This window comes from Methylovulum miyakonense HT12, assembly GCF_000384075.1.
Lineage (GTDB): Bacteria > Pseudomonadota > Gammaproteobacteria > Methylococcales > Methylomonadaceae > Methylovulum > Methylovulum miyakonense.
On record NZ_KB913025.1, the window covers coordinates 2,179,469 to 2,193,343 of the forward strand.

Genomic DNA, 13,875 nt, shown 5'->3' on the forward strand with positions numbered 1-13,875 from the left:
TGCCCGTGTTTCATTCCATCCTGCACCAATTATTCCATTCATGCACGCAAATACAATCGAAAACCCACCCGCTTTTGCCCAGTTAGCCCTGGATAAAGCCTTACAGGACGCCATTGCCAAAATGGGTTTCAGCCAGCCTACCCCGGTGCAGCAACATGCCATAACCCCTGCACTGGCGGGAAAAGACTTGCTGGTCAGTGCTGAAACCGGTAGCGGCAAAACCGCCGCGTTTTTATTGCCGACTTTCCAGAACCTGCTCAACAAACCCACTTCCCTATTTGGCACCCGCGCCCTGATCTTGACACCAACCCGCGAACTTGCCAGCCAAATTTACCAACAATGCCTACAACTCGCCGAATTCACCGGGCTAAAGATTGGCCTGATTACTGGCGGCGAAGATTTTAAACAGCAACAAGGCGTGTTGCGCAGAAATGCCGATGTCATCATCGCCACCCCTGGCCGCTTGCAGGAACAGATCAGGCAGCAATCCTCCGATTTCACCCATCTGGAAGTGCTGATACTCGACGAAGCCGACCGGATGCTCGACATGGGCTTTAGTGACGATGTGTTGGCGATTGCCGCCCGTTGTAACCCTGACCGGCAAACGTTGCTATTTTCAGCGACCTTGACCCATTACGGCGTGATAAAAATCGCCGACCGGATTTTAAAACAGCATCAGGTCATTGCCCTCAACACCCTGCATGACGGGCATAGCAACATTGAGCAGCAAATTGTCCTGGCCGATGATGACGACCATAAACAACGCCTATTGGCGTGGCTGTTGCTCAATGACACTTACGATAAGGCCTTGGTGTTCACCAACACCCGCAATAAGGCCATTGGGCTGGAAAACCCTTTGCGTAACCAAGGCCTGCGTGTCGGCGTGCTGCACGGCGAAATGGAACATTACGAACGCAAACGCGTGATGAACTTATTCCGCGACGGCATCGTTAATATTTTGGTTTCCACCGATTTGGCGGCACGTGGCTTGGACGTCAAAGGGATCAACCTCGTCGTCAACCTTGATGTCCCAAGGAACGGCATCGACTACATCCACCGTATAGGGCGCACAGGCCGCGCTGATGAACAGGGCGTTGCCATTGCATTGGTCAAAAGCACCGAATGGAACCTGATGTCCGGCATCCAACGGTTTTTGAAACAAGCGTTTACCCCCCGCACCATCAAAGAACTGCAAGGCAGCTATACGGGCCCGAAAAAAGTCAAATCGTCCGGTAAAGCGGTAGGGGCTAAAAAGAAGAAAGATGAAGAGACAAAAAAACCGGCAGTGAAAGTGAAAATCCGCCATCGGGACAAGAAAAATATCGGTAAACGGCGCGTACCTAGTGCTAAGCCGGATACTCCGGCATAATGGCCAAAAAACCCGGCGCACGCTAAGCGAAATAGGGTGTGGGTAAGCCGTGTCAATGTTGCGGTGTTGCTTTATGGCGCGCTGCGTATTCTGCGCTAAATGGTTTCAGCATGGCAGGGTGGGGCAAAACCTAAGGTTGTCTGGTGTTCCACCAAACTGGCTTTGCTTGCTGCTGCCAATACCCCGGCCATCTCCCTGCCACCTATGCCCTGTCCCTCTATTGCCGCTATTATAAGCCAGTGCTTGTATCAGCCAGGCTTTCCATTGGGTTTGTCCTTAAAATCTTTTGTCCCTGTCAATATTTCTGTCATGGACAAAATGTATAAATATGTCATTGAGGAAGTGCATGTCAGACGACAGTTGTAACGTGATCAGCAACAACGAATATGGTTTTGACCCCAGTTATGGTTATTCCTTGGGGCGCTTGTTAGAAGTGGGCGCACCTAAAGCGCCCAAAGATTTTTTGCTGTACTGGCAACAACGGTACCAACAAGCGTTGCGGGTGGCGCCTTTGCCAAAGGCAACTTTCTTAAGCTCAGATAAATCTGGCTGGCAGGTTTTTAATATCCGCTACACGTCAACCGACCAACGGGAAATCCGTTGTTGGTTGTTGTTGCCAAAATACGGTGTCGTCAAACGGGGCTTTGTCATCGGCCATGGTTATGGGGGGCGCGATGCGCCGGATTTTCACCTGCCTTTTCATGATGCGGCTTTGCTGTTCCCCTGTTTTCGGGGGTTAGGTTTGAGTAGGGAAGCTGACATTTCAGCCGACCCTTTTTGGCATGTGCGGCATCATATTGAAGATGTGGGCCGGTATGTGCTGGGTGGTTGTGTTGAGGATATATGGCTGGCGGTTAGTGCGTTGCTGGATTTATTTCCATATTTAAGCGGGCATCTGGGGTATTTAGGCATCAGTTTTGCTGGAGGTATTGGGGCGCTTGCCTTAGCGGTCGAGCCGCGTATTGCCAGGGCGCATTTTAATGTGCCGACATTCGGTGACCAACCTATGCGTTTAAGGCTGCCTTCACAAGGCAGCGCCAACAGTGTGCAGCAATATTACCGGGAACACAAAAAGCAGACCCTGAAAGTATTGAAGTATTATGATGCGGCGACAGCAGCCCAATACATCAACATCCCTGTGCATTGTGCCTGCGCAGCCTTTGACCCATGCGTGGCCCCACCTGGACAATTTGCGGTTTATAACGCCTTGCCTGGAGAAAAACAGTTGTTTGTCTTGGAAGCAGGGCACTACGACTATCCTAACCAAGCACATCAGCAGCGCCAGCTAGTCGATGAGCTGGAAGCATTTTTTGCACCACTAGCAAAATAGATTTTAACCACATAACCCAACACAATTAATCAGGAGTTGTGCGATGAACCGCGAGTATCACAAGATGTGGAGTGATAAGTTACAACGCGATATGGAGTTACTGGTCTTTGGTCATGCGGGTGCAAAGGTGTTGGTTTTCCCAACCCGTGACGGCCGGTTTGACGAATATGAAAAGTTGGGTATGGTGAAGGCATTGCAGCACAAAATCGACCAAGGCTGGTTGCAGCTGTACTGTATTGATGTGGTGTATGCGGAGAGTTTTTATTGTTGGTGGGCGCATCCCTCGGGGCGGATCAAACGCCATATCGCTTTTGAGGAATACGTGCTGGAAGAAGTCATCCCCTTTATGAACAGCAAGAACCCCCATGAGTGTATCATCTCACATGGCCTGAGTTTAGGGGCGTTCCATGCCGCCACGATTGCGTTCCGCCATCCGGATTTGTTTAAAAAACTGGTGGCGTTTTCAGGCCGTTATGACCTGACCTTAAATGTCGAATCCTTTAATGATTTGCTGGATGGTTTTTACAACGATGACGTGTATTTCCATACCCCGTCACACTTTCTGCCTAATTTGGAACGGGACGATTTGTTAAGCAAATTGAAGGCAATGGATATTATTCTGGTCATCGGTAATGAAGACCCGTTCTTGGAAAACAACCAACAACTGAGTTCAACGTTAACGAAAAAAGGCATTCCACACCAATTGATCCTTTGGGACGAGCGGGCGCATAGTGGCTATTATTGGCGGCGGATGGCTCCGCTTTATATCTGATTTCGGGCTTGCCGCCAGCCAATCCCCTGCAGATTGGCCCTAGTCTTATCAGTGTTGGGGAGACCGGTATACCCGACAATTTAGCCGCAAGGCCAGCCACGGGTTTGGCCAAAGGTTAGTTGCACAGGAGCCATTGCCGCAATTGTGCAATCACCCAATCCCCGTCGTCCAGCGTTAAATCATGCCCGGCCCAAGGGTGGGTGTGCAGTTCTAATGAATACCGTTTTTGGATCGCTTCCGAACAAAAAGGCGACACTAAACGGTCACCTTTGGCATTAAGCAAGAGCACGGGCGGTTTGGGTGGGGTACGGGCCGGGCGGTAACTTGCCGCTGCTATGAGTTGGTTTAAGGTGTTCTTTACGCTCAATGGCCTTGTATGCTGGATGTGCGCCCATTCCTGGGCTGTTTGCTGATAACCGGCTTTCCGGTTGCTCACCAATTGCACAACCCCTAATTCGCGCCGATAGGCATCCCGGCACCAAAGCAATGGGCAAAAGGTGCCGTAACATTGCCAGCGCAAGCGTTGGTAAAACGGGCTTAAATTGGCGAAACTGGTGTTCATTAGCACCGCCGAGCAAACATCATCGGGATAATGTTGCAGCCATTCCCACGCTACCATCGCGCCTAGCGACACAGCCAGTAAGGTGACGGGTTGTTCCAGCAAGCCCAGGGCTTGCGCCTGGGAACGGACGTGTTCGGTGATCGCGGGGATGCGGTTAGGGCTGGTTTGTTGAAAAAAACGCCCGGTCCCTGGCAAATCCAGCGTGGTTACCGTGGACGACGGGAATTGTGCTTTAAGCTGGGGGACGAAATCACCCCAATGTGCAGATTCGCGTGCCAAGCCCCGCAGTAAAACCCAATGTCGCCCATGTTTACTGCCCATACCATAAAGCCTCGGCCTTGTGCTGGTTTGCGGTTTTTTGTTCTGGCGTGAGCCGTGCCCAAAGTGACGGATAAAGCAAGCTACGGTGCAAAAAATCAAACAGCACGAAATGGCGGCGCAATACGCGTTGTTGGCGGTGGGGCAACATGGGGTGGAACAAGCCGTGCCGATAAAACAAGTGCATGGGGTTTTTGCGTAACCATAACCAAGACCCCATTTCTAAGGTCAGGGGCAAAAACAATTTTTTTTCGCCAAATTGGCTGACAAATTGGTCAAACAGGAAATCCCATAAATCACCGTTGATGACGTATTCCTGTGACATCGGCTCAATTTTATAAACGTGGTTTTGGTAACAACGGTCAAACAATTCCTTAAGCGCCAGTGCTTGGGGGATGTAAGTAAAAGGGGTTTGCCTGGAGGCGTAAGGGAACCACAAACGGTCTTTGATACCAAAACCAGAATGCAAATCTAGGGCTATGGACAAAGGCGAACTGAACAACTGGTCGCCGACAACTTTGCACAAGGCCAATGATTCCTTTTCCATTTTGTCCAAATCCCCACGAAACCAAGGTAAGTAGCGCGTCATCCGTTGGCCGCTGTAAATTTTCTTTGCTCCTATGCCTTCACCTTCTACCGGGGAATTGCGCATCAAATCCACACAATTGCCATTGGACCGCCGCCCCAGATAGACACCGACCGGATTGACGATAGGCACAAACACCAGCCGGGAATGTTCAAGCCGGTGCAACAATTCTTCATCCCAATCCAGCAATTGCAAAATTGTTTGCAAATAGGACAAAATCACTTCCGAGCCAATTTTCTCAAGCCCATGCACGCCCCCAAAAAATGCCAGCACGGGCACATCGGGTTTGGTGGTCCCTAGCGTCAGGCTGTAAATGGGGAATTCCAGGTGTTTGTAACGGATGCGGTCTATCACTTCAGTACGGGCGCGTGCACCAAATTGCCCGATCAGGCGTTCGAGTTGCTCAAGTTCAGGGAATTTAAAGCCAGTCATGGCGGTGTTAGAGGTTGGTGAAGCAAGCATGGGTACGCTTTTCTAGGCGAGAAAAGCGTAACGGTACCATAGATACGGCGTGTTAAGAATGGGCGGACTTGGCAATGTCCGCAACATCAGGGGAGATACGCGAGAGAATCAGTTCGCGGGCTTCATGGCTAACGGCGTGGCGGCTTTTGCCCGTGCCGTCAATCATGGGCAAAACGCTTAAGCGCACGTCTATCCTGTCCAAGCTCAGCATATTGATAAGATGGGGCAGCAGGTCATCATCATCAACAAAAGGGGCAAGGTGTTTGGCGTCCCCCAGATATTGGATGGCGACCGGAAAGATCGTTGCCTTGGTCAGCAAGGCGGGTTGGAACAGGGAGGCGTGGAAATGCAGGACCTCCTCACCCCGGGTGGTGGTGCCTTCAGGGAAAACAATAATGTTGCGGTTTTGCTTTAACAGCCAGACCATTTTTTCGGCAGTTTCGAAAATGTGCTTTTTTTCACCGCGCCGGATAAATACCGTACCTGCTTGCCTGGACATGAAACCGAAGACCGGCCAGCTGGCAATGTCACTTTTAGCGACGAAATAAGCAGGCAGGTATTGCCCGATTAAAATAATGTCCAGCCAAGAAACGTGGTTGCTGACAATCAGCCCGGGTTGCCCGGAAAAATCGCCTTCCTTGATCACATTTAAGTTCACGATGCTGCTAAACCAGCATAACCAGCGTTTTTTTAGGGCATCGCGATGGTTTCTGGCCGTTTTCACCGTACATAGCAGATTGACCGAAGGGAAAATGACTCCGGCGATAAAGCAACCGGCAACTGCCAGCAGGGCGACAAGCAGTAACCTATAATACAGCCGACTTTTCGATTTCATTGCTCGCCTGGTAATCCCGCATGTAGTGTTTGCTGTAACGTTCTTGTAATTGGTCTAAAGGCAACAACACGAACAGGTCCATGCAATTGAAGTCTTCATCCCAACAAGGTTCACCGCAAATTAATGCCCCGAAACGCAAATAAGCTTTTAGTAAAGGCGGGATACCGGATTCATCGCGGTTGCACCGCAAGCTGTAGGGGACGGGGATAGTGGGTGCCACGTCCAATGATAAGGGGGCGATATTTTTTGGGTCAATATTCCGATAAACGGCATCAACCGCAAAACCGCTAGGGCCAGGGGTGATGCTGGCACAGCCCAGAAGATAATTGAATTGGCCTTTTAAGGCGTATTCCACCAACGACGACCATAGGGTGGTGAGGACTGCGCTGCCGCGAAAGTCAGGGTCGACGCAAGTCCTGCCGATTTCCAGAAAACGTCCGGGCAATGCCAATACTTGATCCAGCTTAAATTCACTTTGGGAATAAAAGCGCCCCAATTTTTCCGCCTGGTACTGGGTCAGCAAGCGCGTGTAACCGACAACTTTTTGGGTGGCATTGTCAAAAACCACCAGATGGTCACAGTATGGGTCAACGTCATCGTAATCCAGCCCTTCCGATTCCGATTTCAGTTTCGCACCCATTTCTTTGGCAAAAACACGATAGCGTAATTTTTGCGCTTCTTTAATTAATGCTTCTGAATTGGCGACAAAACATTCCAAGCGTTTCGCTGGCTTGATGAGTACTTCTGCAGTGTCTTTTCTCATAATTATCCATGTGTCCAAGGGTTTCAGCTTGAAAGAATAATTAAGGAAAATGTCAGCTTAATGACGGAAAGATTAAAGTTAAATGACAAACCGTGCCAATAACTTCTTTTTTAACAAAGGCGTAATGTGTGGTACTGCCGGACGCGCCCTTATCGGCAAATACAGTTATAATAAGAGTTTACCCTGTGTTTCGGCCTAATGCCGTTATTTTAAACCAGAAATTATGCAAATTATCGCCATTTATCCAGGTACGTTTGATCCAATCACTAACGGGCACTTGGACTTAATCGCCAGGGCGTCAAGGCTTTACCATAAAGTGATCGTCGCTGTGGCCGTCAACCGCAGCAAAGCCCCATTATTTTCGCTTGCCGAACGAGTGGCTTTGGCAAAAGCCGTCACGCCGGAATTCCCCAATGTCGAAGTGATAGGCTTTGACAACTTATTGGTGGACTGCGCACGGGAACAAGGCGCGAATGTGATCCTAAGGGGGCTGCGGGCGGTTTCCGATTTTGAATATGAATTCCAGCTTGCTGGCATGAACCGGCGTTTGGCTCCGCAACTGGAAACTATGTTCCTGACGCCTGCCGAACAATATGAATTTATCTCTTCCAGCATGATTAGGGAAATTGCCCAGCTTCATGGCGACGTGTCCAGCTTTGTCCCTGAGCTGGTCCGGCAAACCTTAATCGAAAAATTTTCCCAGGAGTAAACATGGCCCTTATTATCCATGACGCTTGCATCAATTGCGATGTTTGCGAGCCCGAATGCCCGAACGGGGCGATTTCCCAAGGAGAGGACATTTACGTCATCAATCCGGCCTTATGCACTGAATGTGTCGGCCATCATGACACCCCGCAATGCGTGGAAGTGTGCCCGGTCGAATGTATCGACAAAGACGCCCTGCACGTTGAAAGCCAAGAAGCGTTGTATCAGAAATATTTAAAACTGACCCGATAACTTTCTGCAATCCCGCCCTGGTGCTTATCTCTATGAATAAAACGCCTTCCATTTATGCAGTCGGGTTGCTGGCCTGTTTTTGTTCCATACACCACGCAATGGCTGAAACTACCGGCAAAACGCCCGGTCCGCTCCAAGCCATCGGGCATATTGTCGTCATCTACGCGGAAAACCGCAGCTTTGATAACCTTTACGGGTTGTTTCCAAGGGCGGACGGGGTCAAGCAAGCCAGTGCCGCGCAATACACGCAAATGGATTTGGACGGCAAGCCGTTCAAACACTTGCCGCCGATTTGGGCCAGCAAACACACGCCTCTGATTGACGCTAAATTGCCCAACCAACCTTTCCAAATTGACAGCCCGCCAGTCAATTTACCGCTGTCCGTGCAGACCCGCGACCTTGTCCACCGCTATTACCAGCACATCGAACAAATCAACGGCGGGCTTAACAACCGTTTTGCCGCCATTTCCGATGCGGGCGGTTTGGCCATGGGGTATTACAATGGGGCTAAGCTCCCATTATGGCAATGGGCTAAGGATTATGTGCTGGCGGACAATTTTTTCATGGGGGCGTTTGGCGGTTCGTATTTAAACCACCAGTGGCTGGTCTGTGCTTGTACGCCACAAGACAACAACGCGCCGCAGGAACTTCGTGCCCAACTGGACGGGAAGGGGCGGTTGCAACACAAGCCCGGAGCAAAAGCTTCGGCCCTGCAAGCCCCGCCCGCATTCTTTGACGGCGCGTTCACGCCGGATGGTTACAGTGTCAATAGCGTGCAACCGGCGTACCAGCCATCGGGTGTGCCGCCCGTCAAAGGTGGCGACACGCGCTTGGCCGGAGCCCGTTACCATTTGCCGCCCCAAACCGCGAAAACCATAGGCGACACCTTGTCCGCCAAAGGCATTGGCTGGGCGTGGTATGCCGGTGGTTGGGACAAGGCGGTCATTGATGGGGCGCAAGGGAAACGTAGCGTGATTTATGCCGAAGCTCCTGGCGCGTTGAATTTCCAGCCCCATCACCAACCATTCAATTATTACGCACGTTTTGCACCTGGCACGCAAGACCGCGGGCAACATTTAAAAGATGGTGAGGATTTCCTGCAAGCGATTGCTAACGGCACCTTGCCGCCAGTGTCATTCTACAAACCTGCTGGGGGGGTGAACGAGCATCCCGGTTATACCAATGTACTGAGCGGTGACCAACATATTGCCGGTTTGCTGGAACGCCTGCGCCATAGCCGGCAATGGCGGGATATGGCCATCATCGTCACCTACGATGAAAATGGCGGTTTTTGGGATCATGTCCCGCCCCCCAAAGGTGACCGTTGGGGGCCTGGTTCACGCATTCCGGCGATCATCATCTCGCCGTTCGCCAAACGCGGCTTTGTCGACCATAGCCTTTACGACACCACCTCCATCATCAAATTCATCACCCGGCGTTATGGCTTGGAAGCATTGCCTGGCGTTAGGGAGAACACCGGGGATTTGCTGAATGCCTTTGAATTCAAATAAAAACTGGCTATCCCAATGCCGCCCAAGCAGCCGTGGAAAAACCGCCATTGCCCGAAGCTAAAAACACCATCGGCTTATGGCATGGCCAACTGGCGGACGATGATGCGCTAAGCCGGCATTATGTGCCGCTGTTGTCCGCTGATGAATTGGCCCGCGCGGAGTCCCTGTCCAATCCGCTGATGAGGTTGCGCCATATCGAAGTGCGCGGGCGATTGCGGATGCTGCTTGCGGACGCCCTCCAGCAACATCCCGCACAATTGCGCATTGCCCGCACCGGGGAAGGCAAACCGTACTTGCCCGACCATCCGCAGCTGGTTTTCAATATTTCCCATGCCGCCAACTATTTGGCCATCGCCATCGCCCGGGACTGCCAGCTTGGGGTTGATATTGAACGCTGTCGGCCCCGCGCCAACCTTGCCGCTTTGGTGGATAAATGTTTCGCCGAAGAGGAAGCCGAATATTGGCATGGCTTGCCGGACAACCAGAAACAATCCGCCTTTTACCAATTTTGGACAATAAAAGAGGCTTTTGTCAAAGCCACCGGGCGTGGTATTGCCCTGGGCCTAAACCAGTGTGTGGTTAACCCCCAACAGCCTGGCCAATTCTTACGCCTGCCGGACGCTTATGGTGCGGTCGAGGGATGGGGGATAGTGGGTTTGGAATTGGTGGCAAAGTCAGGGGGAGACATGCTTTGCGGGGCGGTAGTGGTTGATAGGCCCGCCTTGCAGGTGGATTGCTTTCAAATGGAGTGATGGCCCACTATCAAATAAACCCTCCCTCATGAGGGTTTCGGGCACCACGCAACGCCGCAACCGAGCCGCGTAGCCGCTTTTAAAACACGTTCTTAGGAAAGCCTACAGCTACGCCTATCAGGTTTGCAATTGCCCGCACGTCACCCTAGGTTGCCCTGATAAATCCCGTTCTGTTTGCACTTGTTGGTAGCCCGAGGCGGTAAAAATTGCCTGGACAGCGGTTTCTTGGTCATAGCCATGTTCGATTAGCAGCCAACCACCGGCCACCAGCCAATTTTTGGCGGTTTCAGCGATGGCCTTAATGTCGCTTAGCCCTTGGTCACCGGCAATGAGCGCCGATTGGGGTTCAAAGCGTACGTCGCCATGTTGTAAGTGCCAGTCATGTTCTGCGATATAGGGCGGGTTGCTGATGACGAGTTGGAAGCGTTGCGCAGGCACTTGCCTGAACCAGTCGCTTTGATGAAATTGGATATTTTGGATGTGGTGGCGTCCGGCGTTTTGTCGGGCGACTTGGAGAGCCTCTAGGCTGCGGTCGACTGCGGTCAGCCGGGCATTGGGCCGTTCGGCGGCAATGGTGATGGCGATAATTCCCGAACCCGTGCCGAGGTCGATAATGTTCCACTCCGCACCTGGGGGTATCAGTTTTAGGCCGAGTTCAATCAATAATTCGGTGTCCGGGCGAGGGATCAGGACGTCGGGTGTTACCAGGAAGTCGCGTGACCAGAATTCGCGCTGGCCAGTCAGGTAAGCGATGGGTCGGCCTTGCAGGCGTTGTTGCCATAACTGTTGGAATTCTTGAAGCTGTGCTTCGCTGACCGCTTGGTCGCACCAAGCACGCAGGTAAGGGCGGGCTTTGCCAAGCACTTGGCAAAGCAAAACTTCCGCATCTAATGTAGGCGAACTGCTGATGGTGGCAAGGCTATCAGCGGCTTGTGCAAGGAGGGATTTGATAGTGGGCATGGGGTGTTTGGTGTTTGACAAGTGGGTGCCGTCCACAAAAACTTAATGTGGGCGCATGGAAGTGCGTAGGTTGGGATGACGTAAGGAATCCCAGCACTTTGCAACACCTATTTGCTGGGATTACGCTATCGCTCCATCCCAGCCTGCATGCTTAACTTAACGGCATGGGCTGCAAACCCCGTCCCGCCCAGTATGTGGAGAAATTAATCATCGCCCAATTGCGTGAGCAATTCCGCTTGATGTTCGCTGATCAGCGGTTGGATGACTTGCTCCAATCCGCCTTGCATGATGTCGTCAAGTTTGTACAGGGTCAGGTTGATACGGTGGTCAGTGAGGCGGCCTTGCGGGTAATTGTAAGTGCGGATGCGTTCGGAACGGTCGCCGCTGCCGACTTGGAGCTTGCGCGTTAGCGATTGCTCGGCCTGGTGTTTCTCCTGTTCGGCGGACAATAGCCGTGAAGCCAGCAATGACATGGCCCGGGCGCGGTTTTTGTGTTGCGAACGTTCGTCTTGGCATTCAACCACCACGCCCGTCGGGATATGGGTGATGCGTATCGCCGATTCGGTTTTGTTGATGTGCTGGCCACCTGCACCCGAAGAACGGTAGGTGTCGACTTTCAAATCCGCCGGATTGATGTCGATGGCGTCGACTTCTTCGACTTCCGGCATGATGGCGACCGTGCACGCCGATGTGTGGATGCGGCCTTGGGATTCGGTTTCGGGGACGCGTTGGACACGGTGCGCCCCCGATTCAAATTTCAGTTGCGAATAAACGTCGCGGCCCGAGATGCGCAAAATGACTTCTTTGTAACCGCCATGGTCGCCGGGGCTTTCGCTAATGATCTCGGTTTGCCAGCCTTTCCTTTCAGTATAGCGTTGGTACATCCGTGACAAATCGCCGGAGAATATCGCGGCTTCGTCGCCGCCAGTCCCGGCGCGTATTTCCAAGAAAATGTTGCGGTTATCGTTGGGGTCTTTAGGCAGCAGCAATAATTGCAGCTCATGGTCAAGCGCTTCCAGCCGGTCTTCCGCATCCCTCACTTCTTCTTTGGCCAGTTCACGCAGTTCCGGGTCGTTGTCATGGGTCATTTCTTTGGCCGAGGCAAGCGCTTCCAGGGCTTGTTCATAGCGTTTATAGCACTCCACCAAGGGATTGATTTGCGAATATTCTTGGCTTAAGGAGCGGAAACGGTTTTGGTTGCTTTGCACTTCGGGTTCGGAAAGTAAGGCGGCGATTTCATCGTAGCGTTCACACAGGTTTTCGAGCTTGGTTTGTATGGATTTTTTCATTGGGGGTTGCTTAGTTTAAAAATTTCGCGGGCAGCGGCAATTAAATCATGGCGCTCGTTTTCAGCGGCGGCCCTGATTTGGGTGCTGGGCGTGTGTATCAGTTTGTTGGTGAGCGTATGGGCGAGCCGGTTCAGGGTGTCTTCGGCGGATGCGCCGTTTTGTAAGGCCAGCAAGGCTTTTTGTAAGGTTTCATCACGGATTTGTTCTGCCGACAGGCGATAGTCGCGGATAGTCGATTGCGCCCCTTGGGCACGCAGCCAAGCCAAAAAATGCTCGACTTGGGTGTCGATAATCTCTTCCGCCTGTTGGGCGGCCAGCCGGCGCGAGTTCATGTTCTGGTCTATGGTGTTTTGTAAATCATCTACGGTGTACAAGTAAACATCAGGCAGTTGTTCGACTTCGGCCTCGATGTCACGCGGCACGGCCAAGTCGACCATGAACATGGGTTTATGCTTGCGTATTTTTAACGCGCTTTCAACCCTGCCTTTACCCAGTATGGGCAAGGAGCTGGCCGTTGAGGAAATGACAATATCGGCTTCGGCCAGATGGTTGGGCAATTCTGACAAAGCGATCGCATAACCATTGAATTGTGCCGCCAAGCTATGGGCTTTGTCGTAAGTGCGGTTGGCGATAATCAGGCGGCCTATGCCTTGCTGGGTAAGGTGCCTAGCCGCCAGTTCTATGGTTTCGCCCGCGCCGATCAGCAATGCCGTTTGTTGGCTAAGTTTGTCAAAAATTTGTTGGGCAAGCTGCACCGCCGCAAAGGCGACTGAAACGGGGCTGGAGCCGATGGCGGTGTCGGTGCGGACTTTTTTGGCGGCGGTAAACGTGTGTTGGAACAATTTGCCCAGATGTTTGCCTAGGGTGCCAGCATCGTATGCCGCTTGATAGGCGGTTTTCATTTGCCCGAGGATTTGCGGTTCGCCTAAAATCATGGAATCTAGGCCACAAGCTACCCGGAACATGTGGCGGATGGATCCGCTGTCAGTATGGCTGTAAAGGTAGGGCGTAAAGTCGGCGGCATTGAGGTGTTTGTTTCGCGCAACCCAGTCAATCAGGATTTGCTGGTTGGTGGTGGATGCGGCGTAATAGAATTCCGTGCGGTTGCAGGTGGACAATATTGCCGCTTCGCTGATCTCCTTGATGTGGTGCAATTCCTGTAATGCGGGCTGCAAAACTTCGGTAGGGAATGACAGCCTTTCACGGATCGAAACCGGGGCTGTTTGGTAATTGATCCCTACGGCAAGTAGTGTCATGGTATGTGCAGTCAATGGATGTTGGCGGTTAGATTAAGGGAATTATTGGGGTCCAGGCAAGTTTGGCTTGCCTTTCACGAGTGGCTTTTATTCAAAATAGCTTTATATTATCCCGCTGTATGCCAAGAAATAGAATAGCTTAATGAAAATGGC

Annotated in this window: 14 protein-coding genes; 7 read left to right on the plus strand and 7 right to left on the minus strand. The window is 51.9% G+C overall.

Annotation, left to right across the window (positions count from 1 at the left end; genetic code table 11):
- Positions 1-40: 40 nt before the first annotated feature.
- The 3 genes from METMI_RS0111115 (at position 41) to METMI_RS0111130 (ending at position 3,471) form a co-directional block, all read left to right on the plus strand.
- Complete coding sequence (locus METMI_RS0111115) at positions 41-1,369, plus strand: DEAD/DEAH box helicase (RefSeq protein WP_019866371.1); 1,329 nt, start codon at positions 41-43, stop codon at positions 1,367-1,369.
- A gap of 346 nt (positions 1,370-1,715) precedes the next feature.
- Entirely contained in the window at positions 1,716-2,699 is a 984-nt protein-coding gene (locus METMI_RS0111125; protein WP_019866373.1) for an acetylxylan esterase, read from the plus strand.
- Between the two features lie 43 nt (positions 2,700-2,742).
- The gene (locus METMI_RS0111130; RefSeq protein WP_019866374.1) at positions 2,743-3,471 is read left to right on the plus strand and encodes an esterase family protein; all 729 of its coding nucleotides are present in this window, start codon (positions 2,743-2,745) and stop codon (positions 3,469-3,471) included.
- 115 nt (positions 3,472-3,586) lie between these two features.
- Here the strand turns inward: METMI_RS0111130 and METMI_RS0111135 are convergent, their stop codons facing one another.
- The 4 genes from METMI_RS0111135 to METMI_RS0111150 all read right to left on the minus strand — a co-directional run bounded on the left by METMI_RS0111135 (position 3,587) and on the right by METMI_RS0111150 (position 6,997).
- Positions 3,587-4,354: an alpha/beta fold hydrolase gene (locus METMI_RS0111135; RefSeq protein WP_019866375.1), complete on the minus strand. Its 768-nt coding sequence runs from the start codon at positions 4,352-4,354 to the stop codon at positions 3,587-3,589.
- Complete coding sequence (locus METMI_RS0111140; protein ID WP_019866376.1) at positions 4,344-5,369, minus strand: M14 family zinc carboxypeptidase; 1,026 nt, start codon at positions 5,367-5,369, stop codon at positions 4,344-4,346. The genes METMI_RS0111135 and METMI_RS0111140 overlap by 11 nt, the downstream gene beginning before the upstream one ends.
- Before the next feature lie 82 nt (positions 5,370-5,451).
- Complete coding sequence (locus METMI_RS0111145) at positions 5,452-6,234, minus strand: lysophospholipid acyltransferase family protein (RefSeq protein ID WP_019866377.1); 783 nt, start codon at positions 6,232-6,234, stop codon at positions 5,452-5,454.
- Positions 6,206-6,997 (minus strand): GNAT family N-acetyltransferase, encoded by a 792-nt coding sequence (locus METMI_RS0111150; RefSeq protein ID WP_019866378.1) that lies wholly within the window; start codon positions 6,995-6,997, stop codon positions 6,206-6,208. Before METMI_RS0111150 ends, METMI_RS0111145 begins: the two co-directional genes overlap by 29 nt.
- A gap of 223 nt (positions 6,998-7,220) precedes the next feature.
- On the opposite strand from METMI_RS0111150, the gene coaD reads away from it, so the two are divergent.
- The 4 genes from coaD to METMI_RS0111170 are packed head-to-tail and all read left to right on the plus strand — an operon-like array spanning position 7,221 to position 10,217.
- The gene (gene coaD, locus METMI_RS0111155) at positions 7,221-7,706 is read left to right on the plus strand and encodes a pantetheine-phosphate adenylyltransferase (protein ID WP_019866379.1); all 486 of its coding nucleotides are present in this window, start codon (positions 7,221-7,223) and stop codon (positions 7,704-7,706) included.
- Between the two features lie 2 nt (positions 7,707-7,708).
- Positions 7,709-7,954 (plus strand): YfhL family 4Fe-4S dicluster ferredoxin, encoded by a 246-nt coding sequence (locus tag METMI_RS0111160; RefSeq protein WP_019866380.1) that lies wholly within the window; start codon positions 7,709-7,711, stop codon positions 7,952-7,954.
- 32 nt (positions 7,955-7,986) lie between these two features.
- Complete coding sequence (acpA, locus tag METMI_RS0111165) at positions 7,987-9,465, plus strand: acid phosphatase (RefSeq protein WP_019866381.1); 1,479 nt, start codon at positions 7,987-7,989, stop codon at positions 9,463-9,465.
- A 32-nt stretch (positions 9,466-9,497) separates the two neighbouring features.
- On the plus strand, positions 9,498-10,217 hold the full coding sequence (locus METMI_RS0111170; RefSeq protein WP_019866382.1) for a 4'-phosphopantetheinyl transferase family protein: 720 nt from the start codon (positions 9,498-9,500) through the stop codon (positions 10,215-10,217).
- Positions 10,218-10,334: 117 nt separating this feature from the next.
- On the opposite strand, the gene prmC is transcribed toward METMI_RS0111170, so the two are convergent.
- The 3 genes from prmC to hemA all read right to left on the minus strand — a co-directional run bounded on the left by prmC (position 10,335) and on the right by hemA (position 13,722).
- Positions 10,335-11,177: a peptide chain release factor N(5)-glutamine methyltransferase gene (prmC, locus tag METMI_RS0111175; protein WP_019866383.1), complete on the minus strand. Its 843-nt coding sequence runs from the start codon at positions 11,175-11,177 to the stop codon at positions 10,335-10,337.
- A gap of 203 nt (positions 11,178-11,380) precedes the next feature.
- Positions 11,381-12,466: a peptide chain release factor 1 gene (gene prfA, locus METMI_RS0111180; protein ID WP_019866384.1), complete on the minus strand. Its 1,086-nt coding sequence runs from the start codon at positions 12,464-12,466 to the stop codon at positions 11,381-11,383.
- On the minus strand, positions 12,463-13,722 hold the full coding sequence (hemA, locus tag METMI_RS0111185; protein WP_019866385.1) for a glutamyl-tRNA reductase: 1,260 nt from the start codon (positions 13,720-13,722) through the stop codon (positions 12,463-12,465). The genes prfA and hemA overlap by 4 nt, the downstream gene beginning before the upstream one ends.
- Positions 13,723-13,875 lie beyond the last annotated feature (153 nt).

Excerpts from the sequence above, each read along its gene's own strand:
- METMI_RS0111115 (WP_019866371.1), top strand. The coding sequence starts at position 41 with ATGCACGCAAATACAATCGAAAACCCACCCGCTTTTGCCCAGTTAGCC.
- METMI_RS0111125 (WP_019866373.1), top strand. The coding sequence starts at position 1,716 with ATGTCAGACGACAGTTGTAACGTGATCAGCAACAACGAATATGGTTTT.
- METMI_RS0111130 (WP_019866374.1), top strand. The coding sequence starts at position 2,743 with ATGAACCGCGAGTATCACAAGATGTGGAGTGATAAGTTACAACGCGAT.
- METMI_RS0111135 (WP_019866375.1), bottom strand. The coding sequence starts at position 4,354 with ATGGGCAGTAAACATGGGCGACATTGGGTTTTACTGCGGGGCTTGGCA.
- METMI_RS0111140 (WP_019866376.1), bottom strand. The coding sequence starts at position 5,369 with ATGACTGGCTTTAAATTCCCTGAACTTGAGCAACTCGAACGCCTGATC.
- METMI_RS0111145 (WP_019866377.1), bottom strand. The coding sequence starts at position 6,234 with ATGAAATCGAAAAGTCGGCTGTATTATAGGTTACTGCTTGTCGCCCTG.
- METMI_RS0111150 (WP_019866378.1), bottom strand. The coding sequence starts at position 6,997 with ATGAGAAAAGACACTGCAGAAGTACTCATCAAGCCAGCGAAACGCTTG.
- coaD (WP_019866379.1), top strand. The coding sequence starts at position 7,221 with ATGCAAATTATCGCCATTTATCCAGGTACGTTTGATCCAATCACTAAC.
- METMI_RS0111160 (WP_019866380.1), top strand. The coding sequence starts at position 7,709 with ATGGCCCTTATTATCCATGACGCTTGCATCAATTGCGATGTTTGCGAG.
- acpA (WP_019866381.1), top strand. The coding sequence starts at position 7,987 with ATGAATAAAACGCCTTCCATTTATGCAGTCGGGTTGCTGGCCTGTTTT.
- prmC (WP_019866383.1), bottom strand. The coding sequence starts at position 11,177 with ATGCCCACTATCAAATCCCTCCTTGCACAAGCCGCTGATAGCCTTGCC.
- prfA (WP_019866384.1), bottom strand. The coding sequence starts at position 12,466 with ATGAAAAAATCCATACAAACCAAGCTCGAAAACCTGTGTGAACGCTAC.
- hemA (WP_019866385.1), bottom strand. The coding sequence starts at position 13,722 with ATGACACTACTTGCCGTAGGGATCAATTACCAAACAGCCCCGGTTTCG.